The organism is Pseudomonas sp. MF08875 (assembly GCF_059862525.1).
The window spans coordinates 1-24,536 of sequence record NZ_JCBCUW010000058.1 but is presented as its reverse complement, the minus strand read 5'-3'; the positions used below and the strand labels follow the sequence as shown (position 1 = coordinate 24,536).

Here is a 24,536-nt window from a genome sequence, read left to right as displayed (position 1 = left end):
TGGATAACTCAGTCTTTCTTGATCTTGACCGGGCGTTTCCAGCCATCGATATTGCGCTGGCGGGAACGGGCAACCGCCAGTTGAGACTTATCCACATTCTGGTTGATGGTGGAACCGGCCGCGGTGCTGGCACCATCGCCAAGGGTGACGGGTGCTACCAACGAGTTGTTGGAACCGATGAAGACGTCTTCACCGATAACGGTTTTCCACTTGTTTACGCCGTCGTAGTTGCAAGTGATGGTGCCTGCGCCGACGTTAGTACGCGCGCCGATCTGGGCGTCGCCCAGGTAGGTCAGGTGACCGGCCTTGGCGCCCTCGCCCAAATAGGCATTCTTCAACTCGACAAAGTTACCCACATGGGCCCGCGCTTCGAGCACGGTGCCGGGGCGCAAACGGGCGAACGGGCCGGCGTCGCTACCCTCGCCCATCACCGCACCATCAAGGTGGCTGTTGGCCTTGATGACGACACCTTTGCGCAGGGTGCTGTCTTTGATAACGCAGTTAGGGCCGATGACCACGTCATCTTCGATCACCACACGGCCTTCGAGGATGACGTTGATATCAATCAGCACATCGCGCCCGACACTGACCTCGCCGCGCACATCAAAGCGAGCCGGGTCGCGCAGGGTTACGCCTTGTGCCATCAGGCGAAGGGCTTGGCGCAATTGATAGTGGCGCTCAAGCTCTGCCAATTGCTTGCGATCATTGGCGCCTTGGACTTCCATCGCGTCGTGGGGTTGTTCGGTGGCCACCTGCAAGCCGTCGTTGACCGCCATTTCGATCACGTCGGTGAGGTAGTACTCGCCCTGGACGTTGTTGTTCGACAAGCGGCTCATCCAGTCGCTCAGGTGAGCGGCTGGCACAGCGAGAATACCGGTGTTTCCCTCGGTAATAGCACGCTGGGCCTGCGTGGCATCTTTGTGCTCGACAATCGCGGTGACCTTGCCCTCGCCGTCACGCACGATGCGCCCGTAACCGGTAGGGTCGCCCAACTCGACGGTCAGCAGGCCGATTTGCCCCGGTACGACGTGTTTGAGCAGGCGTTGCAAGGTCTCGGCTTCGATCAACGGAACGTCGCCATAGAGGATCAGCACGGTGTCGGAGGTGATGAACGGCACAGCCTGGGCAGTCGCGTGGCCGGTGCCCAATTGTTTGTCCTGGAGAACGAAATTCAGGTCATCGGCAGCCAAACGCTCGCGAACCTGCTCGGCGCCGTGGCCGATCACCACATGAATGCGCTGTGGATCGAGTTGCCGTGCGCTGTGGATAACATGCCCCAGCATGGAGTTTCCCGCGATCGGGTGCAGCACCTTGGGCAATGCCGAACGCATGCGTGTGCCCTGGCCGGCGGCGAGAATAACGATTTCAAGAGACATGACTGGCTACCAATCCTGGGTGGTCAGCGGCTGCGACCAAATAGTGAAAGTCAGAAAAGAAAAAAGGGTAGCCGAGGCTACCCTTTTTAATCAATCACACAACAAGCCTGACGATTTAGCCGCCGAACTTCTTGCGGATCTGCTGGACGGTACGCAGCTGAGCTGCGGCCTCGGCCAGACGTGCAGCAGCAGAACCGTAGTCGAAATCTGCGCCTTTTTCGTTCAGGGCCTTCTCGGCAGCCTTGACGGCTTCCTGAGCGGAGGCTTCATCCAGGTCGGCAGCACGTTGCACGGTGTCGGCAAGAACCTTGACCATGTTCGGCTGAACCTCGAGGTAACCGCCGGAGATGTAAAACACCTCGGCTTCCCCACCCTGTTTAATCAGGCGGATCGGACCTGGTTTGAGTTCAGTGATTAGCGGAGCGTGGCCCAGGGCGATACCAAGATCACCCAGGCTGCCGTGCGCAATCACCATCTCGACCAGACCGGAAAAGATTTCTCCTTCCGCGCTGACGATATCGCAATGGACTGTCATAGCCATCTGCTTGCCTCAACCTGATTAGCGCCCGTTGCCGGGCGCCGGGATTACAGTTTCTTGGCTTTCTCGATCGCTTCTTCGATGCCGCCGACCATGTAGAACGCTTGTTCTGGCAGGTGGTCGTAGTCACCGTTGAGGATGCCTTTGAAGCCAGCAATGGTGTCCTTCAGGGAAACGTATTTACCCGAAGCACCGGTGAAGACTTCAGCCACGAAGAACGGCTGCGACAAGAAGCGCTGGATCTTACGAGCGCGGGATACCAACTGCTTGTCGGTTTCCGACAGCTCGTCCATACCCAGGATCGCAATGATGTCCTTCAGTTCTTTGTAGCGCTGCAGAACGTACTGGACGCCGCGAGCGGTGTCGTAGTGGTCCTGGCCGATCACGTTCGGGTCCAACTGGCGCGAAGTCGAGTCCAGTGGATCGACCGCTGGGTAGATACCCAGGGAAGCGATGTCACGGGACAGTACGACGGTGGCGTCCAAGTGGGCGAAGGTGGTCGCAGGCGACGGGTCGGTCAAGTCATCCGCAGGTACGTATACCGCTTGGATCGAAGTGATCGAGCCTTCCTTGGTCGAAGTGATACGTTCTTGCAGAACGCCCATCTCTTCAGCCAGGGTCGGCTGGTAGCCTACTGCCGAAGGCATACGGCCCAGCAGTGCGGATACTTCAGTACCGGCCAGGGTGTAACGGTAGATGTTGTCGACGAACAGCAGAACGTCGTTACCTTCGTCACGGAACTTCTCGGCCATGGTCAGGCCGGTCAGTGCTACGCGCAGACGGTTGCCCGGCGGCTCGTTCATCTGACCGTAAACCAGTGCCACTTTGTCCAGAACGTTGGAGTCCTTCATCTCGTGGTAGAAGTCGTTACCCTCACGAGTACGCTCACCCACACCGGCGAACACGGAATAACCGCTGTGCTCGATGGCGATGTTACGGATCAGTTCCATCATGTTCACGGTCTTGCCTACACCGGCACCACCGAACAGACCGACTTTACCGCCCTTGGCGAACGGGCAAACCAGGTCGATAACCTTGATGCCGGTTTCCAGCAGGTCGTTGCCGCCCGCTTGTTCAGCGAAGGATGGCGCAGGACGGTGAATGCCCCAGCGCTCTTCGGTGGCAATCGGACCGGCTTCGTCGATCGGGTTGCCCAGAACGTCCATGATCCGGCCCAGGGTCGCTTTACCGACCGGTACGGAGATGGCAGCGCCAGTGTCGACAACGTCCAGACCGCGCTTCAAGCCTTCGGTGGAACCCATCGCAATGGTACGAACCACGCCGTCGCCCAGCTGCTGCTGAACTTCCAGAGTGGTTTCCGCGCCTTGAACTTTCAGCGCGTTGTAGATGCTCGGTACGCTGTCGCGTGGAAATTCCACGTCGATAACGGCGCCGATGATTTGAACGATACGTCCGCTACTCATAGCTGGATCCTCTGAATATTTGAACCGTTAAACCGCGGCAGCGCCGCCGACGATTTCCGAGATCTCTTGGGTGATCGCAGCCTGACGCGCCTTGTTGTAGATCAGCTGCAAATCGCTGATCAAATCACCGGCGTTGTCGGTAGCGTTCTTCATTGCGATCATCCGCGCCGCTTGTTCAGCTGCGTTGTTCTCGACCACCGCCTGGTACACCTGCGACTCCACGTAACGCACCATCAAGCCGTCAAGCAGCTCTTTGGCGTCTGGTTCGTAGAGGTAGTCCCAGTGGTGCTTGAGTTCTTTTTCCGGGGTCGCCACCAATGGAATCAACTGCTCCACGGTAGGCTGTTGCGTCATGGTGTTGATGAACTTGTTGGATACCACGGACAGGCGGTCAATCCGGCCTTCCAGGTATGCATCCAGCATCACCTTGACGCTACCGATCAAGTCATTGATCGACGGTTCTTCACCCAGATGGCTGATAGCTGCTACGACGTTACCGCCGAAGTTACGGAAAAAGGCCGCACCCTTGCTACCGACCACGCACAGATCGATCTCGACGCCGTTTTCGCGGTTTACCGCCATGTCCTTGACCAGGGCCTTGAACAGGTTGGTATTCAGACCACCACACAAACCACGGTCACTGCTCACGACGACATAACCGACACGCTTAACTTCGCGATCAATCATGAACGGGTGGCGATATTCCGGGTTGGCGTTGGCCAGATGCCCAATTACCTGGCGGATACGCTCCGCATAAGGACGGCTAGCAGCCATGCGCATTTGTGCCTTGCGCATTTTGCTGACCGCCACTTTTTCCATGGCGCTGGTAATTTTTTGCGTGCTTTTGATGCTCGCAATCTTACTGCGAATCTCTTTTGCGCCTGCCATGTAACACCTATCAGGTTAGCAAGCGGGAGCCTTGCGGCTCCCGCTGCGGCTTACCAGGTTTGGGTGGCCTTGAACTTCTCGATACCAGCCTTGAGGCCAGCGTCGATTTCGTCATTGAAGTCACCCTTCACGTTGATCTTGGCCATCAAATCGGCGTGATCGCGGTTGAAGTAAGCAATCAGCGCTTGTTCAAAGCTGCCGACCTTGGTGATTTCGACGTCAGTCAGGAACCCACGCTCAGCGGCATACAGCGACAGCGACATGTCGGCAATCGACATTGGCGCATATTGCTTCTGCTTCATCAGCTCGGTAACGCGCTGACCATGCTCAAGTTGCTTACGGGTCGCTTCGTCCAGGTCAGAAGCGAACTGGGCGAATGCCGCCAGTTCACGGTACTGAGCCAGAGCGGTACGGATACCACCGGATAGCTTCTTGATGATCTTGGTCTGAGCGGCACCACCCACACGGGATACCGAAACACCGGCGTTCACAGCCGGACGGATGCCGGAGTTGAACATGGCCGATTCCAGGAAGATCTGACCGTCGGTGATGGAAATCACGTTGGTCGGAACGAACGCGGAAACGTCGCCAGCCTGGGTTTCGATGATCGGCAGTGCGGTCAGGGAACCGGTTTTGCCGGTCACTGCGCCGTTGGTGAACTTCTCTACGTACTCTTCCGAAACGCGGGATGCGCGCTCCAGCAGACGGGAGTGGAGATAGAACACGTCGCCTGGGTAAGCTTCACGGCCTGGTGGACGGCGCAGCAGCAGGGAAATCTGGCGATAAGCCACTGCTTGCTTGGACAGATCGTCATAAACGATCAGCGCGTCTTCACCGCGGTCGCGGAAGAATTCACCCATGGTGCAACCGGAGTACGGTGCCAGGAATTGCAGTGCAGGAGATTCCGAAGCACTGGCAGCCACGATAATCGTGTTGGCCAGGGCGCCGTTTTCTTCCAGCTTGCGCACCACGTTGGCGATGGTCGATTGCTTCTGACCAATGGCAACGTAGACGCAGAAGATACCGCTGTTCTTCTGGTTGATGATCGCGTCGATCGCCAGAGCGGTTTTACCGATCTGACGGTCACCGATAATCAGCTCACGCTGACCACGGCCGACTGGGATCATGGCATCGACAGCCTTGTAGCCAGTCTGTACAGGCTGGTCTACCGACTTACGCCAGATCACGCCTGGAGCAACTTTCTCGACCGCGTCGGTCTCGGTGTTGTTCAGCGGACCTTTGCCGTCAACTGGGTTACCCAGTGCGTCGACTACGCGACCCAGCAGTTCCTTACCCACCGGAACTTCGAGGATGCGGCCGGTGCACTTGGCGCTCATGCCTTCAGCCAGACTGGTGTATGCGCCCAATACAACGGCACCTACGGAGTCTTGCTCCAGGTTGAGGGCCATACCGTAGACGCCGCCCGGAAACTCGATCATCTCGCCGTACATTACGTCGGCCAGACCGTGAATCCGCACGATGCCGTCAGATACGCTGACGACAGTGCCTTCGTTACGGGCTTGGGAGGTCACATCGAGCTTGTCGATGCGGCCCTTGATGATTTCACTTATTTCGGAAGGATTGAGTTGCTGCATTGCTCTGCTGCCCCTTCAAACTCAAGATTTCAATGCTTCGGCAAGTTTCGCGATTTTGCCGCGAATCGAGCCATCGATAACCAGGTCGCCGGCGCGGATCACGACACCACCAATCAAGGCAGCGTCCTCCGCAACTTGCAGGCGCACTTCCCGGTCGAGTCGTGCACTGAGAACCTTGGCGAGTTTGTCTTGCTGTTCTTGGCTCAATGCAAAAGCACTGGTCACTTCAACGTCTACCGACTTCTCACGCTCGGCCTTGTACAGGTCGAACAGAGCGGCAATCTCCGGCAAAAGCGGGAGACGGTCGTTTTCGGCAACGACGTGGATGAAGTTCTGCACTTTTACATCAAACTTGTCGCCGCACACGTCAATGAACGTGGCGGCCTTATCTGCGCTCGTCAGTCGCGGGGCCTTGAGCACGCGCCGCATCGTGTCGTCTTGCGACACTGCTGCAGCCAGGCCGAGCATGGCTGACCAAGAGGCCAGCTGCTGGTGGGCCTGGGCGTGCTCGAAGGCTGCCTTAGCGTAAGGTCGGGCCAACGTGGTCAATTCTGCCATGATCGCCCTCGCTTAAATTTCAGCAGCCAGTTTATTAACCAGCTCCGCGTGCGCGTTTTGATCGATTGTGGCACCCAGGATCTTCTCTGCGCCGTTGACTGCCAGGCTGCCCAATTGGGCGCGCAGAGCGTCTTTGACACCGTTCAGTTCCTGTTCGATCTCGGCCTGAGCCTGTGCCTTCACACGTTCAGCTTCGACGCGAGCCTGATCTCGGGCTTCGTCGACGATCTGAGTACCGCGTTTCTTGGCTTGCTCAATGATTTCAGCTGCCTGAGCTTTCGCTTCGCGCAGTTGCTGACCCGCTTTATCTTGGGCCAACTCCAGGTCACGAGCTGCTCGGCTGGCAGCGTCCAGTCCATCCGCGATCTTCTTCTGACGTTCGTGCAAAGCCGCAATGACCGGAGGCCAAACGAACTTCATGCAAAAAAGTACAAAGATTAAGAACGCAACGGACTGGCCAATCAGGGTTGCATTAATGTTCACGCCAACACCTCGCTCGTTCGTTGCACATCACTCTAATCAACTCGAAGATTCGAGTGATTAGCCAGCGAGTTGACCAACGAAGGGGTTCGCGAAGGTGAAGAACAGAGCGATACCAACACCGATCATGGTCACGGCGTCGAGCAAGCCAGCCACGATGAACATTTTAACTTGCAGCATTGGAACCATTTCTGGCTGACGCGCTGCGCCTTCCAGGAACTTGCCGCCCAACAGGCCGAAACCAATTGCGGTACCCAGTGCGCCCAGGCCGATCAACAGTGCAACAGCGATAGCGGTTAGACCAACTACAGTTTCCATCTTTCCTCCCGACTTTTACGTCGTATGGTTTAGGTTTTTTAGATTAAAGCGGTAAAACAAATCGTTTCATCGAGCCCGTGACGGGCCCCCTCCCGTTTGACCGGGAGGGACATCAGACTAGCCTAGGCTGGCCTTAATGGTTCTCTTCGTGCGCCATCGACAGGTAGACGATGGTCAGCATCATGAAGATAAACGCCTGCAGGGTGATAATCAGGATGTGGAACACTGCCCACGCCCACTGCAGAACTACACCCAGGCCGCTAAGCCAGAGCAGACCGCTGCCGAACATCACAGCAATCAGAATGAAGACCAACTCGCCGGCGTACATGTTGCCGAACAGACGCAGTGCCAGGGAGATCGGCTTGGCGATCAGGGTGACGAATTCCAACAGGAAGTTCACCGGGATCAGCAGGGCTTGAACGAAGACGTTCTTGCTGCCGAAGGGGTGCAGGGTCAGTTCGCCGATGAAGCCGCCGATGCCCTTTACCTTGATGCTGTAGAAAATAATCAGCGCGAACACCGACAGAGCCATGCCCAGGGTAGCGTTCGGGTCAGTGGTCGATACGGCGCGGAATGGAATGTGCGGATCACCGGAGATCCACATAGCCACCTGAGGAATCCAATCTACCGGGATCAGGTCAACGGCGTTCATCAGGAACACCCAGACGAAGATGGTCAGTGCCAATGGTGCAATCACCGGGCTACGGCCATGGAAGCTGTCTTTCACGCTGCCATCGACGAATTCGACCAATACTTCAACGAAGTTCTGCAAAGCACCAGGTTGACCGGAAGTCGCTTTCTTTGCCGCCATGCGGAAAAGAAGAACGAAGACCAGGCCCAATGCGACCGACCAGCCGAGGGTATCGACGTGGAAAGCCCAGAAGCCCATTTCCTTGGCTTCTGCTGCGGTGTGAGCAAAGCCCCAGCCGCCATTGGGTAGCTGCCCGAAGGTCAGGTTCTGCAAGTGGTGCTGGATATAGCCCGAAGCGGTTGTCTCTGCCATGGTTGCCTCAAACGCCCTAAGGTCTCGAAAGTCTTGTTCTCATCAGCAGGGGAGCGAACCAGCTGACCAGTTGGGTCAGCACGAAGACGCCGAATACAGCTAGCGGCGCCAATGGCTTCACACCTGCGAACGTCAATGCAAAGAGCACTGCCGTCAAAATCAGTTTGCCCGCTTCACCGGCATAAAAAGACCGGACGATAGCTTGGGCTGCTCGGGCGCCGGAAAACCGAAATGCCCTGTGAGCGAAATACACATTAGGTAACAAGGCTATCAGGCCTCCGCAGAGTCCTGAGTATCCGGCAACGACTCCGCGCCATTGCCAGAGCGCCAGTGCAGCGATCAGCAAAACGACAAATTGGGCCATTAACACCGGAAAAACCGCCAGACGATGGAAGGGCAAGCGGTTTGGCGTGCGGGTTTCCATCACTCTTGCTCCCCAGAGGTCGGCTGCCGGAAATCAATAACTTGGCATAATTTGTGCCGACAAAATGCGCGCAGAGTATAGGGGCGGTTCTGCCCCTATTCAACTGTCAGGTAGTGATTTCCGACTGCGCGCTACATACGCAATTGTTTCAGCGGATGTGAGCGAGGACGCCCTGCAACTCGTCGAGGGAGTTGTAGCCTATGACCAGTTGCCCTTTTCCCTTCTTACCGTGGCGGATCTGCACCGCAGAGCCCAGCCGCTCGGCCAGGCGCTGTTCCAGGCGCGCGATATCCGGGTCGGGTTTGACCGGTTCGGCAGCCTCCTGTTTGCCACTCAACCACTGGCGAACGAGGGCTTCGGTCTGGCGCACGGTCAGACCTCGTGCGACAACGTGTCGCGCCCCTTCAACCTGTTGATTTTCCGGCAATCCGAGCAATGCGCGGGCATGACCCATTTCCAGGTCGCCGTGGGACAGCATGGTTTTAATCACTTCCGGCAACGCAATCAGGCGCAACAAGTTGGCCACCGTCACCCGAGACTTGCCCACCGCCTCGGCGACCTGTTGCTGGGTCAGCTGAAATTCCTGCTGTAAGCGCTGCAGGGCAATCGCTTCTTCGATCGGATTGAGGTCTTCACGCTGGATGTTCTCGATCAGCGCCATGGCGATGGCGGTCTCATCCGGAACATCGCGCACCATCGCCGGGATAGTTTCCTGACCGGCCTGCTGGCTCGCCCGCCAGCGGCGTTCGCCGGCGATGATTTCAAACCGGCCGGCACCGATAGGGCGCACCACGATCGGCTGCATGACGCCTTGGGCCTTGATCGAATTGGCCAGTTCCTCCAGCGCCTGCGGGTCCATATCGCGACGTGGCTGGTACTTGCCACGCTGGATCAGGTCCAACGGCAGGTGTTGTAGCTCACGTTGATCGGCCTGTACCGCTTGCTCCTCCAGGGAGCTCACGGTCGGACCGCTGAGCAGTGCATCCAGTCCTCGTCCGAGACCTCGTTTCTTGACGGCCATGGGGATTCCTTAAGTTGCCTGAGCAGCGGCAGTACGTGAATTTTTACGTTGGCGACGAACCATCTCGCCCGCCAGGGCCAGATAGGCCAGTGCGCCGCGGGAGGATTTGTCGTACGCCAGGGCCGGCATGCCGTAGCTAGGGGCTTCGGCGAGGCGGATGTTGCGCGGAATGACGGTGTCGTACAGCTGATCGCCGAAATGTTCCTTGAGCTGCGCTGAAACGTCGTTCATCAAACTCAGACGTGGGTCGTACATGGTGCGCAGCAACCCCTCGATCTTGAGGTTTGGGTTAAGCAATTCAGCGATGCGCTTGATGTTATCCACAAGGTCGCTAAGCCCTTCGAGGGCAAAGTATTCACACTGCATGGGGATAATCACCCCATCAGCGGCAACCAAGGCGTTGAGCGTCAGCATCGACAACGACGGCGGGCAGTCGATCAGGATGTAGTCGTAGTTCTCTCGAATCGGCGCCAAGGCGCTGCGCAGACGGCTTTCTTTCATCTGCATTTCCAGCAGAACGACTTCGGCTGCGGTCAGGTCGCGGTTGGCAGGTAGCAACTGGTAACCGCCGTGTTCGGAAAAGTGCATGGCCTGGGCCAGGTCACATTCGCCGATCAACAGGTCGTAGACCGAGTTCTCCAGGCCATGTTTATCCACACCGCTACCCATGGTGGCGTTGCCCTGTGGATCAAGGTCGATCAACAGCACCCGGCGCTTGGTTGCGACCAGGGATGCTGCGAGGTTGATGCAGGTGGTGGTCTTGCCCACACCACCCTTTTGGTTCGCTATCGCGAATACCTTAGCCATTCTTGCTTGTGTTCCCAATCATGCCGTGCGGCGCAGTATCAGCAGATGGCGTTGGCCTTGGCAACCAGGTACGGCCAAGGCGTGTTCGCTATCGAGGTGGAAGTCTGCCGGCAATGCTACCAGCTCATCGGCGGGATGAACGCCCTTCATTGCCAGCCAACGGGTGTCGCGGTTGCCCAGGTGGCGAGTCCAGTTGCTGAAATTCTCCATGCTGCTGAACGCCCGGGAGACGATCCCGTTGAATGGCAGCTCAGGCTGGTAGCTTTCGACGCGGCTGTGGATAACTTGCAGGTTATCCAGTTTCAGCTCGAGTTTGACCTGGGTGAGGAAGCGGGTTTTCTTGCCGTTGCTGTCCAGGCAGGTCACTTGCGAGTCGGGAAACAGGATCGCCAACGGGATTCCCGGCATGCCGCCGCCACTGCCCACGTCCAGCCAACGGCCGTTTTCGATGAAGGGCATCACGCTCAAACTGTCGAGCAGATGCCGAGAGACCATTTCGTCGGGATCGCGCACGGCCGTGAGGTTGTAGGCCTTGTTCCACTTAATCAACAGCGCCAGATAACCGAGCAGCAATTCGTGCTGATTCGGCGTCAGATCGACGCCAAGGGTACGAGCGCCTGTGGATAACTCTTCGGCATGTTGCGAGGTGACCAATGAACTCAAGCGCTTTGCTCCAACTGACGGCCCGCGCCGCGTTTTTTCAAATGAATCATCAACAGTGAGATGGCCGCCGGGGTAACGCCGGGAATACGCGAGGCCTGGCCCAGGGTTTCTGGCCGCGTGGCGCCGAGCTTGCTCTGGATCTCTTTGGATAGACCGGAAATGCCGGTGTAGTCGATATCCACAGGCAACTTGGTGTTCTCACTGGCGCGCAGGCGAGCGATTTCATCCTGTTGACGATCGATGTAGCCGGCGTACTTGGTCTTGATTTCGACCTGCTCGGCGACCTGGGGATCTTCTGCACCTTGGCCGGTCACCTCGACCAAACCCGCGTAGTCGATTTCCGGCCGGCTTAGGAGATTGAGCAGGTTGTATTCATGGGTCAGCGGCGTGCCGAACTTTTCGGCAATGGCATCGCCCTGCTCGGTGCCCGGGCGCACCCAGGTGCTTTTCAGGCGCTGCTCTTCGAGTTCGATGCTTTCGCGCTTTTTGCAGAAAGCCGCCCAACGCACATCGTCCACCAAGCCCAGTTCGCGACCTTTTTCGGTCAGGCGTAAGTCGGCATTGTCCTCACGCAGGATCAAACGGTACTCGGCCCGGGACGTGAACATCCGATACGGTTCCTGGGTACCCAGGGTAATCAGGTCGTCGACCAATACGCCGATGTAGGCTTCGTCACGGCGCGGGCACCAACTGTCCTTGCCCTGGGCACGCAGTGCCGCGTTCGCCCCGGCGAGCAAACCTTGGGCGCCGGCCTCTTCGTAGCCAGTGGTGCCGTTGATTTGCCCAGCGAAGAACAAACCGCCAATAGCTTTGGTTTCCAGGCTGTACTTCAGGTCCCGCGGGTCGAAGTAGTCGTACTCGATGGCGTAGCCAGGACGGACGATATGGGCGTTTTCCATGCCGCGGATCGATTGCACGATCTGCAATTGCACATCGAACGGCAGGGATGTGGATATCCCGTTCGGGTACAACTCATGGGTGGTCAGGCCTTCGGGTTCGATAAAGACCTGATGGCTTTCCTTGTCGGCAAAGCGGTGGATCTTGTCTTCGATCGACGGGCAGTAACGCGGGCCGATGCCTTCGATCTCGCCTGCGGCGGAATACATCGGTGAACGATCGAGGTTCGCGGCGATGATTTCGTGGGTGCGTGCGTTGGTGTGGGTGATCCAGCAACTGACCTGTTTGGGATGCTGTTCCTTGGAACCCATGAACGACATCACCGGGATTGGCGTATCACCCGGTTGTTCGGTCATCACCGAGAAATCCACGGAGCGCCCGTCTATTCGCGGCGGCGTCCCGGTTTTCAGGCGCCCGACCCGCAGCGGCAGTTCACGCAGGCGACGAGCCAGGGCAATGGAGGGCGGATCACCTGCACGGCCGCCCGAGTAATTCTGCAAACCGATGTGGATAAGTCCACCCAGGAAGGTGCCAGTGGTCAGTACCACGGCGTCGGCAAAGAAGCGCAGGCCCATTTGGGTCACAACGCCACGCACTTGATCCTGCTCGACGATCAAGTCATCGGCGGCTTGTTGAAATATCCACAGGTTGGGCTGGTTTTCCAGGGTTTCACGCACCGCAGCCTTGTAGAGCACACGGTCAGCCTGGGCGCGGGTAGCCCGCACGGCTGGGCCTTTGCGGCTGTTCAACACGCGGAACTGGATACCACCTTTATCGGTGGCCATGGCCATCGCGCCGCCGAGGGCGTCGATCTCCTTGACCAGGTGGCTTTTGCCAATGCCACCAATGGCAGGGTTGCAACTCATCGCACCGAGGGTTTCCACGTTGTGCGTCAGCAACAGGGTTTTTGCCCCCATGCGTGCTGATGCCAGTGCTGCCTCGGTACCGGCATGACCGCCGCCGATGACGATCACTTCAAAACGGGAAGGGAAATCCACCACGCACCTCGTGCCTGCTTCAGTTAGGTAATCAGGAATAGTTTAGAGCTTGGTTTCTGGACCAAGGCGGCAAGTATAGGGACTTCCCCCCTCCTAAAGAACCCTTTGCACAAAATTTAACCAGCTGTGGAAAACTCGAGGTTATAGAAATTAAAAAGAAAGAAATTTATTAAATCTTTGTTTTTATGTTTATTTATACTGAGGCGTGTTTCTGTGGATAGATCGCTGTAAGCCTTTATATTCGCAATGTACAGAGATTAAAAACCCTGTGGTCATGTGACCAAGAGCCCCTTGGATAACCGGTGTAAGCCTGTGGATTAAAGAGGTGATTATCCACAGGGCAGGTTATCTCCACATTTTAGGCCCTGTTATCAACTGGCCTTAACGGCAGTTATTCACAGGGCTTAATCCGCAGAAAAGCTGCAAACGGGTACAAATCGCAGGCACGCAAACGCTGCCTCAGGCGCGTCAGGCTGTAAAAAATGGAGGAGGGGGTGGCACGGTGCCCTGCAATTGCAGCAATACCGCGGCTCAGTTACGCAACATTGCTGGAATTTGCAGGGTAGATGAGGGCTATTTACCGATACAGAAGCTGGAAAAGATCCTTCCCAGCAAGTCGTCCGAGCTAAAAGCGCCGGTGATTTCACCCAAGGACTGCTGAGCCTGACGCAGATCCTCTGCCAGCAACTCCCCTGCTCCCGCCAGGGTCAGTTGCGCCCGGCCGTGCTCAAGGGATGCGCTGGCGTGGCGCAGGGCCTCCAGGTGGCGCCGACGGGCGCTAAAGCTACTTTCCGAGGTCTGCTCGTAGCCCATGCAGGCCTTGAGGTGCTCGCGTAGCAGCTCCAGGCCCATACCTGCGGACTTGGCACTCAGGCTAAGGGTGACATGGCCATCGTGGCTAACTTCCATGGCGATGGCCTCGCCGGTCAGGTCGGCCTTGTTGCGAATCAAGGTGACTTTCGCAGGGTCGGGGCGGGTTTCCAGGAATTCCGGCCACAGCGCAAACGGATCTGCGGCTTCAGGTGCGGTGGCATCGACCACCAACAACACCCGATCGGCCTCGCCAATGGCCTTCAAGGCCCGTTCCACGCCAATTTTTTCGACCTGGTCATCGGTGTCACGCAGCCCGGCGGTATCAACCACATGCAGGGGCATGCCATCGATGTGGATATGTTCGCGCAGGATGTCGCGGGTGGTGCCGGCAATCTCAGTCACGATGGCGGCTTCGCGCCCGGCCAGGGCGTTGAGCAGGCTGGATTTGCCGGCGTTGGGCCGGCCAGCGATGACCACTGTCATGCCATCACGCAGCAACGCGCCCTGCCCGGCTTCGCGCAGGACGGTGGATAACTCGTCGCGCACGGCGTCCAGCATGCTTAGCACGTGGCCATCGGCGAGGAAGTCGATCTCTTCTTCCGGGAAATCGATGGCGGCTTCGACGTAGATCCGTAGCGCAATCAACTGCTCGGTCAGGCTATGAACCCGTTGGGAAAACGCGCCTTGTAGAGAACGAAGGGCATTGCGTGCAGCCTGGGCGGAGCTGGCTTCAATCAAGTCCGCGATGGCTTCGGCCTGGGCCAGGTCCAGTTTGTCGTTGAGAAAGGCTCGCTCACTGAACTCCCCGGGCCGGGCCAGGCGACAGCCCAGTTCCAGGCAACGGCGCAGCAGCATGTCCAGAACCACGGGGCCGCCATGACCTTGCAGTTCCAGCACATCTTCGCCGGTAAATGAGTTCGGCCCCGGGAAGTACAGCGCGATGCCCTCGTCCAACAGATCGCCCTCGGCATTGAGGAAAGGGCCGTAGTGGGCAAAGCGCGGCTTCAGTTCGCGCCCGCTGATGGCTTGGGCCGCTAGGCCTGCCAGTGGCCCAGAAATACGCACGATACCGACTCCGCCACGGCCCTGGGCGGTGGCGACGGCGGCGATGGTTTCACGAGGAGCGCTCATAAACCGATGTCCCGATAGAAATGGCAGATAGCAAAACGCCCCACTAGGGGGCGTTTTGAGTGGTTATCCACAGCGTAAGTTATGCGTCGGCTTTTTTGGTAGCCGCCTCGACTTTACGGGTGATGTACCACTGTTGGGCGATGGACAGGCAGTTGTTCACAACCCAGTACAGCACCAGACCTGCCGGGAACCACAGGAAGAAGAAGGTGAAGATGATTGGCATCATTTTCATCACCTTGGCCTGCATCGGATCCGGCGGTGTCGGGTTCAACTGCTGCTGGATGAACATGGTGGCGCCCATGATGATCGGCAGGATGAAGAACGGATCCTTGATCGACAGGTCGGTAATCCACAGCATGAACGGCGCTTGACGCATTTCCACGCTTTCCAGGAGAACCCAGTACAGCGAGAGGAAAACCGGCATTTGCACAAGAATCGGCAAGCATCCACCCAGCGGGTTGATCTTCTCTTTCTTGTACAACTCCATCATGGCTTGGGACATTTTCTGCCGGTCATCGCCATGTTGTTCTTTCAGGGCGGCCAGTTTTGGCGCCACTGCACGCATACGCGCCATGGATTTGTAGCTGGCGGCCGACAGCGGGAAGAAGATCCCTTTAATCAGCATGGTCAGGAAAATGATCGACCAACCCCAGTTACCCACCAGGCTGTGGATATGTTGCAGCAGCCAGAAAATCGGTTGGGCGATGAACCACAGGATGCCGTAGTCGACGGTCAGTTCCAGGCCAGGGGACAACTCTTTGAGAATCGCCTGGCTTTTCGGACCGGCATACAGCGTCGCGCTGGTTTCAGCCTTGGCACCCGGCGCCACGCTCAAAGCAGGGCCGGTGAAACCGATGATGTAGTTACCTTGGCTGTCTTTGCGAGTCTGCACCACGTTGTTGTCGTTCTTGGCCGGAATCCAGGCCGTCACGAAGTAGTGCTGCAACCAGGCAACCCAACCACCCTGGACCGATTCTTTGAGGGTGGCCTTGTCGATATCTTTCATCGACACTTTTTTGTACGGCTCGGCACTTGTCCACAGGGCGGCGCCCAGGTAGGTCGCGGTGCCGGTAGCTGTGGTCGAAGAAGGATCGGAGCTGGCGTCACGCTTGAGTTGGGCAAACAGGTTGCCGGTCCAGGCCTTTTCGCTGCTGTTGTCGATCAGATAGGTCACTTTCAGGTCGTACAGACCGCGAGTGAAGGTGAAACGTTTGATGTAGTTGACCCCAGCATCGCTGAACTTCAGGTCAACATTCAGCTGGTTCTGGCCATCAGCCAGTTGATAAGTCTTTTGTTCGGTCGAATAAACCGGACGGCCGGTCGGACGAGCGTCCGGGCCATCGACACCGGTCAGGCCGCTTTGGGCCAGGTAAGTGCGTTCGCCACCGTTATCGAACAATTGAAACGGGATCTCCGGGTGATCCTGGCGACGTGGGTACAGCGGCAGCATCAGCTGGGCGATATCACCACCTTGAGGGTCGATTGCAAGTTCCAGGACGTCCGTTTTAACGCGGATAAGGTCTTTGCTGGTGGCAACCGGCATTTCTGCGGGGGCGCTGGTATCGGCATTCGCGCTGGGTACATCGGCACTGGCCGCTGCATTGTTGCCCACAGGTGCGTCTGGCAGACCTGAAGTCTGGGTGTTGGCAGCAACATTCTGAGTCGGCAGGGCAGCCTGGCCATAGTCCTGGTTCCAGTTAAGGACCATAACGTAGGACACGATTGCCAGGGCGACGATCAGGATCGTGCGTTTAATATCCATGATTACTCGGCCATCGAAGAAGAACGGGAGGTAGGGATAGATGGAACCGGGTCGTAACCACCGGGATTCCACGGATGACAGCGGCCTAAACGACGAACGGCCAGCCAGCCACCACGCAGAAGGCCATGATTTTCTATGGCTTCTTGCGCGTAGCAGGAACAACTGGGGTAGAAACGACAGTGGTTGGCCATCAGAGGACTAATGGCATAGCGATAGAACTGGATCGGAACGAGTGCCAGTTTACGCATCGGGACCGCCTACCCCTACAGTTTCGGTGTTGACCGCTGGTACTGGCTTGTTACGAGCCAGACGTTTCCAGAGCTTGCCGAAATGCTGAATCAATTCGGGGTTTTCTACGTCACCCAAACCTTTGCGCGCGACGATAACGATGTCCCAACCCACCAGAGAATCCTGGTGAAGGCGAAACGATTCGCGCATCAGACGTTTGAGGCGATTGCGCTCAACGGAGAGCTTGACGCTCTTCTTGCCAATCACCAGGCCGAGGCGTGGGTGGTCAAGATCGTTGTTGCGTGCAAGGAGCAGGAGATTTTTCCCCGGAACCTTGCCGGTGGGGGAGTCAAAGACTGCCTTGAAATGCCGGGGGGTAAGCAGACGCTTTTCCCGACTGAAGTCCTGACTCACCACCAGTACCGGATTATCAAACTGCCAGACGCGCACGACCTTTGGCGCGACGGCGCGACAGAACAGCACGGCCGTTCTTGGTAGCCATGCGAGCACGGAAACCGTGGGTACGAGCGCGTTTGATGGTGCTTGGTTGGAAAGTACGTTTCATGTCGTGTTACCTGGTTCGTCCACAACGGGCCGGAATGGCCCCCGTTTTAAGAGACCGGCGATTCTAGAGAAAGCACGCCCCTAGGTCAATTTCCAACCAACGTTTCCTTTAATTAGATCTCTACAGCCTCGTGAGGGAGAGTTGGCGGTGTGTAGATATAGAAATAAGAAAGGAATTATTTAAAGCTTTTCTGTAAAGCTTATTAAAGCTAGGGATGCTATCTCCTGTGGATAACAGCATTTAAGCCTTCTAATTCGGGCTGTACAGAGGATGACAACTAGGCGTGAAAGCGGTGCCCTACCTGTGCCGTACTGTCGGATAACCTGTGGGCGAAAGCGATGGTTATCCACAGGCCGGTTATCCACTGGCTTTACCCCCTACTTTTGCAACGGGCTTAGCCATGGTTATCCACAGAGCTTATGCACATACCGTTGGTCATCTTTTTTATGGGTAAAGCATTGATTCTTCGTGCTGTGCGGCCAACCTACATGTGGATAAGTGTGCGTCTGGCCGCTACAATGGCCGCTGTTTTTGCCTCACCGGCTTTCGACTTAGGGGATATCCGTGTCAGTGGAACTTTGGCAGCAGTGCGTAGAACTTCTGCGTGATGAGCTGCCTGCCCAGCAATTCAACACTTGGATCCGTCCACTACAGGTCGAAGCCGATGGCGACGAGCTGCGTGTCTACGCACCGAACCGCTTTGTTCTCGATTGGGTCAACGAAAAGTACTTGAGCCGTGTGCTCGAGCTGCTGGACGAGCACGGCAACGGTATGGCCCCGGCGCTTTCCTTATTAATAGGCAGCAAACGCAGCTCAGCACCTCGTGCGGCGCCCAACGCCCCGCTGGCCGCTGCGGCATCCCAAGCTCAAGCCTCGGTCGCCCCACCACCTGTCAATGCACCTACCCCCGCTGCGCCAGCCAAACGCGCCACCCATAAGGTAGCCGAGGCCAGCGAAGAGCCCTCGCGCGACAGCTTCGACCCGATGGCCGGTGCCAGTTCGCAACAGGCTCCGGTTCGTGCCGAGCAGCGCACCGTGCAGGTCGAAGGTGCCCTCAAGCACACCAGTTACTTGAATCGCACGTTCACCTTCGAGAACTTCGTCGAAGGTAAGTCGAACCAATTGGCCCGTGCGGCTGCCTGGCAAGTGGCGGATAACCCCAAGCACGGTTACAACCCGCTGTTCCTGTATGGCGGCGTGGGCCTGGGTAAGACTCACTTGATGCACGCTGTGGGTAACCACCTATTAAAGAAGAACCCGAATGCCAAGGTCGTGTACCTGCACTCGGAGCGCTTCGTCGCGGACATGGTCAAGGCGTTGCAGCTCAACGCAATCAACGAGTTCAAGCGTTTCTACCGCTCCGTCGATGCCCTGTTGATCGATGACATTCAATTCTTCGCTCGCAAGGAACGGTCCCAGGAAGAGTTTTTCCACACGTTCAACGCACTGCTTGAAGGTGGCCAGCAGGTCATCCTGACCAGCGATCGTTACCCGAAGGAAATCGAAGGGCTTGAAGAACGCCTCAAATCGCGCTTCGGTTGGGGCCTGACAGTTGCCGTCGAACCTCCAGAGCTGGAAACCCGTGTCGCGATTCTGATGAAGAAGGCCGACCAGGCCAAGGTCGACCTCCCCCACGACGCGGCGTTCTTCATTGCCCAACGCATTCGCTCCAACGTGCGTGAGCTTGAGGGCGCGCTCAAGCGCGTCATCGCTCACTCCCACTTCATGGGCCGCGACATCACGATCGAGCTGATCCGCGAATCCCTGAAGGACCTGCTGGCACTCCAAGACAAACTGGTGTCTGTGGATAACATTCAGCGCACCGTCGCCGAGTACTACAAGATCAAGATTTCCGACCTGCTGTCCAAGCGTCGTTCCCGTTCTGTCGCCCGCCCGCGTCAAGTGGCCATGGCGCTGTCCAAGGAACTGACCAACCACAGCCTGCCGGAAATTGGCGATGTGTTCGGCGGCCGCGATCACACCACGGTCTTGCACGCGTGCCGCAAGATCAACGAACTCAAGGAATCCGACGCGGACATCCGCGAGGACTACAAGAACCTGCTGCGTACACTGACTACTTGATGGCACCAGCGCAGCTTATTAAGGCAAGGGACTAGACCATGCATTTCACCATTCAACGCGAAGCCCTGTTGAAACCCCTGCAACTGGTCGCAGGCGTCGTTGAACGCCGCCAGACCTTGCCGGTGCTCTCTAACGTGCTGTTGGTCGTCGAAGGCCAGCAGCTGTCGCTGACCGGTACCGACCTGGAAGTCGAACTGGTTGGCCGTGTGCAGTTGGAAGAGCCGGCAGAACCCGGCGAAATCACCGTCCCGGCGCGTAAGCTGATGGACATCTGCAAAAGCCTGCCAAACGATGCGCTGATCGACATCAAGGTCGATGAGCAGAAACTGGTGGTCAAGGCTGGCCGGAGCCGCTTCACCCTGTCCACCCTGCCGGCTAACGATTTCCCCACTGTTGAAGAAGGCCCGGGCTCGCTGACGTGCAGCCTGGAGCAAAGCAGGCTGCGTCGCTTGATCGAACGCACCAGCTTCGCCATGGCCCAGCAGGATGTACGTTATTACCTCAACGGCATGCTGCTGGAGGTTTCCGAAGGGATCATCCGCGCTGTGGCCACCGACGGCCATCGGTTGGCCATGTGCTCGATGAAAGCCGATATTGGCCAACCGGATCGCCACCAGGTGATCGTGCCGCGCAAAGGTATTCTGGAGCTGGCGCGCCTGCTCACTGAGCCGGACGGTCAGGTCAGCATCGTGCTTGGCCAGCACCATATTCGTGCGACCACGGGCGAATTCACCTTCACCTCCAAACTGGTGGACGGCAAGTTCCCGGACTACGAGCGCGTGTTGCCTAAAGGTGGCGACAAGCTGGTACTGGGCGACCGCCAGGCATTGCGCGAAGCGTTCAGCCGTACCGCGATCCTGTCCAACGAAAAATATCGCGGCATCCGCCTGCAACTGGCCAACGGTCAGTTGAAAATCCAGGCCAATAACCCGGAACAGGAAGAAGCGGAAGAAGAAGTGGGCGTCGACTACAACGGTGGCTCGCTGGAAATCGGCTTCAACGTCAGCTATTTGCTGGACGTGCTGGGCGTCATGACCACTGAGCAGGTTCGCCTGATCCTGTCCGACTCCAACAGCAGTGCGCTGGTGCAGGAATCCGACAACGATGATTCGGCATACGTCGTCATGCCGATGCGCCTGTAAACATGTTCAGCAGAAGCTAGATGTCCCTCAGTCGCGTCACGGTCACCGCGGTGCGCAATCTGCACCCGGTGACCTTCTCCCCTTCCCCACGCATCAACATCCTCTCTGGCTCTAATGGCAGTGGCAAAACCAGTGTTCTGGAAGCCATTCATTTGCTGGGGCTTGCCCGCTCGTTCCGCAGCACTCGGTTGCTGCCGGTCATCCAGTACGAGCAGCCGGCCTGCACGGTGTTTGGTCAGGTTGAACTGGCAGAAGGTGGGCACAGCGCATTGGGTATTTCTCGGGATCGCCAAGGCGAGTTCCAGATCCGCATCGATGGGCAGAACGCCCGCAGCGCCGCTCAGTTGGCCGAGATCCTGCCGCTGCAACTCATCAACCCTGACAGTTTTCGCTTGCTGGAGGGTGCACCGAAAATTCGTCGGCAGTTTCTCGACTGGGGTGTGTTCCACGTGGAACCACGTTTCATGTCCACCTGGCAGCGGCTGCAGAAGGCCCTGCGCCAGAGAAACTCTTGGCTGCGGCATGGTACACTTGACGCCGTTTCGCAAGCGGTTTGGGACAGAGAACTGTGCCAGGCCAGCGCTGAGATTGATGAATACCGCCGCGCTTACATCAAAGCCTTGAAACCAGTCTTTGAGCAAACCTTGAGCGAACTCGTTGAGCTTGAGGGTTTGACGTTGAGCTATTACCGGGGGTGGGACAAAGAGCGAGAGCTAAGTGCAGTGCTCACCGCTTCCGTTCACCGGGACCAGCAAATGGGGCATACCCAGGCCGGGCCACAACGCGCTGATTTGCGTCTTCGATTGGGCGCACATAACGCTGCGGATATCTTGTCCCGCGGCCAGCAGAAGTTAGTGGTCTGTGCCCTACGCATCGCCCAGGGGCACTTGGTCAGCCAGGCCCGGCGCGGCCAATGTATTTATCTGGTGGATGATTTACCGTCAGAACTGGACGAGCAGCACCGCCGCGCGCTTTGCCGTTTGCTGGAAGACTTACGCTGCCAGGTGTTCATTACTTGTGTAGACCACGAATTATTGAGGGACGGCTGGCAGACGGAAACGCCAGTCGCTCTGTTCCACGTGGAACAGGGCCGTATCACCCAGACCCACGACCATCGGGAGTGAAGGCATGAGCGAAGAAAACACGTACGACTCGACGAGCATTAAAGTGCTCAAAGGCCTGGATGCCGTACGCAAACGTCCCGGTATGTACATTGGGGACACCGATGATGGTAGCGGTCTGCACCACATGGTGTTCGAGGTGGTCGATAACTCGATCGACGAAGCTCTGGCTGGCCATTGCGACGACATCAGTATCATCATCCACCCGGATGAATCGATCACCGTACGCGACAACGGTCGCGGCATTCCGGTAGACGTGCATAAAGAAGAAGGCGTTTCCGCAGCCGAAGTCATCATGACGGTGCTGCACGCCGGCGGTAAGTTCGACGATAACTCCTACAAAGTATCCGGCGGGTTGCACGGTGTGGGTGTTTCGGTGGTAAACGCCCTGTCCGAAGAGCTGATCCTCACCGTCCGCCGCAGCGGCAAGATCTGGGAACAGACCTATATCCACGGTGTGCCAAAAGAGCCGATGCGCATCGTCGGTGAAAGCGAAACCACCGGGACCCAGATTCACTTCAAGCCCTCACCTGAAACCTTCAAGAACATCCACTTCAGCTGGGACATCCTGGCCAAGCGGATTCGTGAACTGTCCTTCCTCAACTCCGGTGTCGGCATCGTCCTCAAGGATGAGCGCAGCGGCAAGGAAGAACTGTTCAAGTACGAAGGTGGCCTGCGCGCATTCGTTGAATACCTGAATACGAACCGCACCCCGGTCAACCAGGTGTTCCACTTCAATATCCAGCGCGAAGACGGCATCGGCGTTGAAATCGCTCTGCAGTGGAACGACAGCTTCAACGAAAACCTGCTGTGCTTCACCAACAACATTCCGCAGCGCGATGGCGGTACTCACCTGGTGGGCTTCCGTTCGGCGCTGACGCGTAACCTGAACACCTACATCGAAGCCGAAGGCCTGGCGAAGAAGCACAAAGTCGCCACCACCGGTGACGACGCCCGCGAAGGCCTGACCGCCATTATCTCGGTCAAGGTGCCGGACCCTAAGTTCAGTTCCCAGACCAAGGACAAACTGGTGTCCTCCGAAGTGAAGACCGCGGTCGAACAAGAGATGGGCAAGTATTTCTCCGACTTCCTGCTGGAAAACCCCAACGAAGCGAAATTGGTTGTCGGCAAGATGATCGATGCGGCGCGGGCCCGTGAAGCGGCGCGTAAAGCCCGTGAGATGACCCGTCGCAAAGGTGCGCTGGATATCGCCGGCCTGCCGGGAAAACTGGCGGACTGCCAGGAAAAAGACCCTGCCCTCTCCGAACTGTACCTGGTGGAAGGTGACTCTGCTGGCGGCTCCGCCAAGCAGGGACGCAACCGCAAGACCCAGGCGATCCTGCCCCTCAAAGGCAAGATCCTCAACGTCGAGAAGGCCCGTTTCGACAAGATGATCTCTTCCCAGGAAGTCGGCACGCTGATTACCGCCCTGGGCTGTGGCATCGGCCGCGAAGAGTACAACATCGAGAAACTGCGTTATCACAACATCATCATCATGACCGATGCTGACGTCGACGGTTCGCACATCCGTACCCTGCTGCTCACTTTCTTCTTCCGTCAATTGCCGGAACTGATCGAGCGTGGCTACATCTACATCGCCCAGCCGCCGCTGTACAAAGTGAAGAAAGGCAAGCAAGAGCAATACATCAAAGACGACGACGCCATGGAAGAGTACATGACGCAGTCGGCCCTGGAAGACGCGAGCCTGCACCTGAACGACGAAGCGCCCGGTATTTCCGGCGAGGCGCTGGAGCGCCTGGTCAACGACTTCCGCATGGTGATGAAGACCCTCAAGCGTCTGTCGCGCCTGTACCCGCAGGAGTTGACCGAACACTTCATCTACCTGCCGGCCGTCAGCCTGGAGCAACTGTCCGATCACGCGGCCATGCAGGATTGGCTGGCCCAGTACGAAGTGCGCCTGCGCACGGTAGAGAAATCCGGCCTGGTCTACAAAGCCAGCCTGCGTGAGGACCGTGAACGTAACGTCTGGCTGCCTGAGGTCGAACTGATCTCCCACGGCCTGTCGAACTACATCACGTTCAACCGCGACTTCTTCGGCAGCAACGACTACAAAACCGTCGTGACCCTGGGCGCCCAACTCAGCACCTTGCTCGACGAAGGCGCGTACATCCAGCGCGGCGAACGCAAGAAAGCCGTGACCGAGTTCAAGGAAGCCCTCGACTGGCTGATGGCCGAAAGCACCAAGCGCCACACCATCCAGCGATACAAAGGTCTGGGTGAAATGAACCCGGATCAGCTGTGGGAAACCACCATGGACCCAAGCGTGCGCCGCATGCTCAAAGTCACCATCGAAGACGCCATTGGCGCGGACCAGATCTTCAACACCCTCATGGGTGATGCGGTCGAACCCCGCCGTGACTTCATCGAGGCCAATGCCTTGGCGGTGTCTAACCTGGATTTTTGATCGGTGTAGGATCCCAGAAAAGCTGCTGTATTTCCCAATATGCTGCTTTCGCTGCTCTAGGAAAAGGCCAACCCTCGCGGGTTGGCCTTTTTTTTGGTGCGCTGGAGCAATCCTTGTCGCGGATGTCTCCTCAATTCGGTCACGTTTATCAGTCCTGAATTCAACACATAAGTGCAACGCTCACCCCTGTATGCACTTCGTACGGCGTCTTCCAGCCCAAGCGCTTGCGCGGGCGTAGATTGATCCTCGCTACTGTCCGATTGACGGCTTCGACGGT

General features: G+C 57.5%; 23 protein-coding genes and 1 pseudogene. 4 read left to right on the top strand and 20 right to left on the bottom strand.

Annotated elements, in window-relative coordinates; genetic code table 11:
• Positions 1–8 precede the first annotated feature (8 nt).
• The 19 genes from glmU to rpmH all read right to left on the bottom strand — a co-directional run bounded on the left by glmU (position 9) and on the right by rpmH (position 17,489).
• Positions 9–1,376 carry a bifunctional UDP-N-acetylglucosamine diphosphorylase/glucosamine-1-phosphate N-acetyltransferase GlmU gene (gene glmU / locus AC19YT_RS24705; protein WP_500599404.1) on the bottom strand — a complete coding sequence of 456 codons (1,368 nt, stop codon included), beginning with the start codon at positions 1,374–1,376 and terminating at the stop codon, positions 9–11.
• 115 nt (positions 1,377–1,491) lie between these two features.
• Positions 1,492–1,917, bottom strand: a complete 426-nt coding sequence (locus tag AC19YT_RS24700; protein WP_048381559.1) for a F0F1 ATP synthase subunit epsilon — start codon at positions 1,915–1,917, stop codon at positions 1,492–1,494.
• A 44-nt stretch (positions 1,918–1,961) separates the two neighbouring features.
• Positions 1,962–3,338, bottom strand: a complete 1,377-nt coding sequence (gene atpD, locus AC19YT_RS24695) for a F0F1 ATP synthase subunit beta (protein WP_095110147.1) — start codon at positions 3,336–3,338, stop codon at positions 1,962–1,964.
• A gap of 27 nt (positions 3,339–3,365) precedes the next feature.
• A complete protein-coding gene (gene atpG, locus AC19YT_RS24690; RefSeq protein WP_095110149.1) occupies positions 3,366–4,226 on the bottom strand; it encodes a F0F1 ATP synthase subunit gamma in 861 nt (286 codons plus the stop codon).
• A gap of 50 nt (positions 4,227–4,276) precedes the next feature.
• Positions 4,277–5,821: a F0F1 ATP synthase subunit alpha gene (gene atpA, locus AC19YT_RS24685; RefSeq protein WP_095110151.1), complete on the bottom strand. Its 1,545-nt coding sequence runs from the start codon at positions 5,819–5,821 to the stop codon at positions 4,277–4,279.
• A gap of 21 nt (positions 5,822–5,842) precedes the next feature.
• Positions 5,843–6,379, bottom strand: a complete 537-nt coding sequence (locus tag AC19YT_RS24680; protein WP_095110152.1) for a F0F1 ATP synthase subunit delta — start codon at positions 6,377–6,379, stop codon at positions 5,843–5,845.
• Positions 6,380–6,391: 12 nt separating this feature from the next.
• Positions 6,392–6,862, bottom strand: a complete 471-nt coding sequence (locus tag AC19YT_RS24675; RefSeq protein WP_095110154.1) for a F0F1 ATP synthase subunit B — start codon at positions 6,860–6,862, stop codon at positions 6,392–6,394.
• 57 nt (positions 6,863–6,919) lie between these two features.
• Complete coding sequence (gene atpE / locus AC19YT_RS24670; RefSeq protein WP_002555987.1) at positions 6,920–7,177, bottom strand: F0F1 ATP synthase subunit C; 258 nt, start codon at positions 7,175–7,177, stop codon at positions 6,920–6,922.
• A gap of 133 nt (positions 7,178–7,310) precedes the next feature.
• Positions 7,311–8,180 carry a F0F1 ATP synthase subunit A gene (gene atpB / locus AC19YT_RS24665; RefSeq protein WP_095110156.1) on the bottom strand — a complete coding sequence of 290 codons (870 nt, stop codon included), beginning with the start codon at positions 8,178–8,180 and terminating at the stop codon, positions 7,311–7,313.
• A 16-nt stretch (positions 8,181–8,196) separates the two neighbouring features.
• Positions 8,197–8,604, bottom strand: a complete 408-nt coding sequence (locus AC19YT_RS24660) for a F0F1 ATP synthase subunit I (protein ID WP_095110158.1) — start codon at positions 8,602–8,604, stop codon at positions 8,197–8,199.
• Between the two features lie 148 nt (positions 8,605–8,752).
• The gene (locus AC19YT_RS24655) at positions 8,753–9,625 is read right to left on the bottom strand and encodes a ParB/RepB/Spo0J family partition protein (protein WP_095110160.1); all 873 of its coding nucleotides are present in this window, start codon (positions 9,623–9,625) and stop codon (positions 8,753–8,755) included.
• A gap of 9 nt (positions 9,626–9,634) precedes the next feature.
• The gene (locus AC19YT_RS24650) at positions 9,635–10,432 is read right to left on the bottom strand and encodes a ParA family protein (RefSeq protein WP_095110161.1); all 798 of its coding nucleotides are present in this window, start codon (positions 10,430–10,432) and stop codon (positions 9,635–9,637) included.
• A gap of 18 nt (positions 10,433–10,450) precedes the next feature.
• Complete coding sequence (rsmG, locus tag AC19YT_RS24645; protein ID WP_095110163.1) at positions 10,451–11,095, bottom strand: 16S rRNA (guanine(527)-N(7))-methyltransferase RsmG; 645 nt, start codon at positions 11,093–11,095, stop codon at positions 10,451–10,453.
• Positions 11,092–12,990 (bottom strand): tRNA uridine-5-carboxymethylaminomethyl(34) synthesis enzyme MnmG, encoded by a 1,899-nt coding sequence (gene mnmG / locus AC19YT_RS24640; RefSeq protein WP_500599400.1) that lies wholly within the window; start codon positions 12,988–12,990, stop codon positions 11,092–11,094. Before mnmG ends, rsmG begins: the two co-directional genes overlap by 4 nt.
• Before the next feature lie 573 nt (positions 12,991–13,563).
• Positions 13,564–14,934 (bottom strand): tRNA uridine-5-carboxymethylaminomethyl(34) synthesis GTPase MnmE, encoded by a 1,371-nt coding sequence (gene mnmE / locus AC19YT_RS24635; RefSeq protein WP_500611186.1) that lies wholly within the window; start codon positions 14,932–14,934, stop codon positions 13,564–13,566.
• Positions 14,935–15,013: 79 nt separating this feature from the next.
• A complete protein-coding gene (gene yidC, locus AC19YT_RS24630; RefSeq protein WP_095110166.1) occupies positions 15,014–16,696 on the bottom strand; it encodes a membrane protein insertase YidC in 1,683 nt (560 codons plus the stop codon).
• A gap of 2 nt (positions 16,697–16,698) precedes the next feature.
• Complete coding sequence (yidD, locus tag AC19YT_RS24625; protein WP_095110167.1) at positions 16,699–16,944, bottom strand: membrane protein insertion efficiency factor YidD; 246 nt, start codon at positions 16,942–16,944, stop codon at positions 16,699–16,701.
• Positions 16,937–17,338, bottom strand: a complete 402-nt coding sequence (gene rnpA, locus AC19YT_RS24620; RefSeq protein ID WP_218192064.1) for a ribonuclease P protein component — start codon at positions 17,336–17,338, stop codon at positions 16,937–16,939. The genes yidD and rnpA overlap by 8 nt, the downstream gene beginning before the upstream one ends.
• Positions 17,339–17,354: 16 nt before the next feature.
• Positions 17,355–17,489: a 50S ribosomal protein L34 gene (gene rpmH / locus AC19YT_RS24615; protein ID WP_003213577.1), complete on the bottom strand. Its 135-nt coding sequence runs from the start codon at positions 17,487–17,489 to the stop codon at positions 17,355–17,357.
• Between the two features lie 564 nt (positions 17,490–18,053).
• Between rpmH and dnaA the strand changes: the two genes are divergently transcribed.
• The 4 genes from dnaA to gyrB are packed head-to-tail and all read left to right on the top strand — an operon-like array spanning position 18,054 to position 24,259.
• A complete protein-coding gene (gene dnaA, locus AC19YT_RS24610; RefSeq protein ID WP_095110170.1) occupies positions 18,054–19,571 on the top strand; it encodes a chromosomal replication initiator protein DnaA in 1,518 nt (505 codons plus the stop codon).
• Between the two features lie 38 nt (positions 19,572–19,609).
• On the top strand, positions 19,610–20,713 hold the full coding sequence (gene dnaN / locus AC19YT_RS24605; protein WP_095110172.1) for a DNA polymerase III subunit beta: 1,104 nt from the start codon (positions 19,610–19,612) through the stop codon (positions 20,711–20,713).
• 20 nt (positions 20,714–20,733) lie between these two features.
• Entirely contained in the window at positions 20,734–21,837 is a 1,104-nt protein-coding gene (recF, locus tag AC19YT_RS24600; protein ID WP_095110173.1) for a DNA replication/repair protein RecF, read from the top strand.
• 4 nt (positions 21,838–21,841) lie between these two features.
• On the top strand, positions 21,842–24,259 hold the full coding sequence (gene gyrB, locus AC19YT_RS24595) for a DNA topoisomerase (ATP-hydrolyzing) subunit B (RefSeq protein ID WP_095110174.1): 2,418 nt from the start codon (positions 21,842–21,844) through the stop codon (positions 24,257–24,259).
• 160 nt (positions 24,260–24,419) lie between these two features.
• Here gyrB and AC19YT_RS24590 read toward each other — a convergent pair.
• Positions 24,420–24,536, bottom strand: a pseudogene (locus AC19YT_RS24590) (IS30 family transposase); the annotation flags it as partial.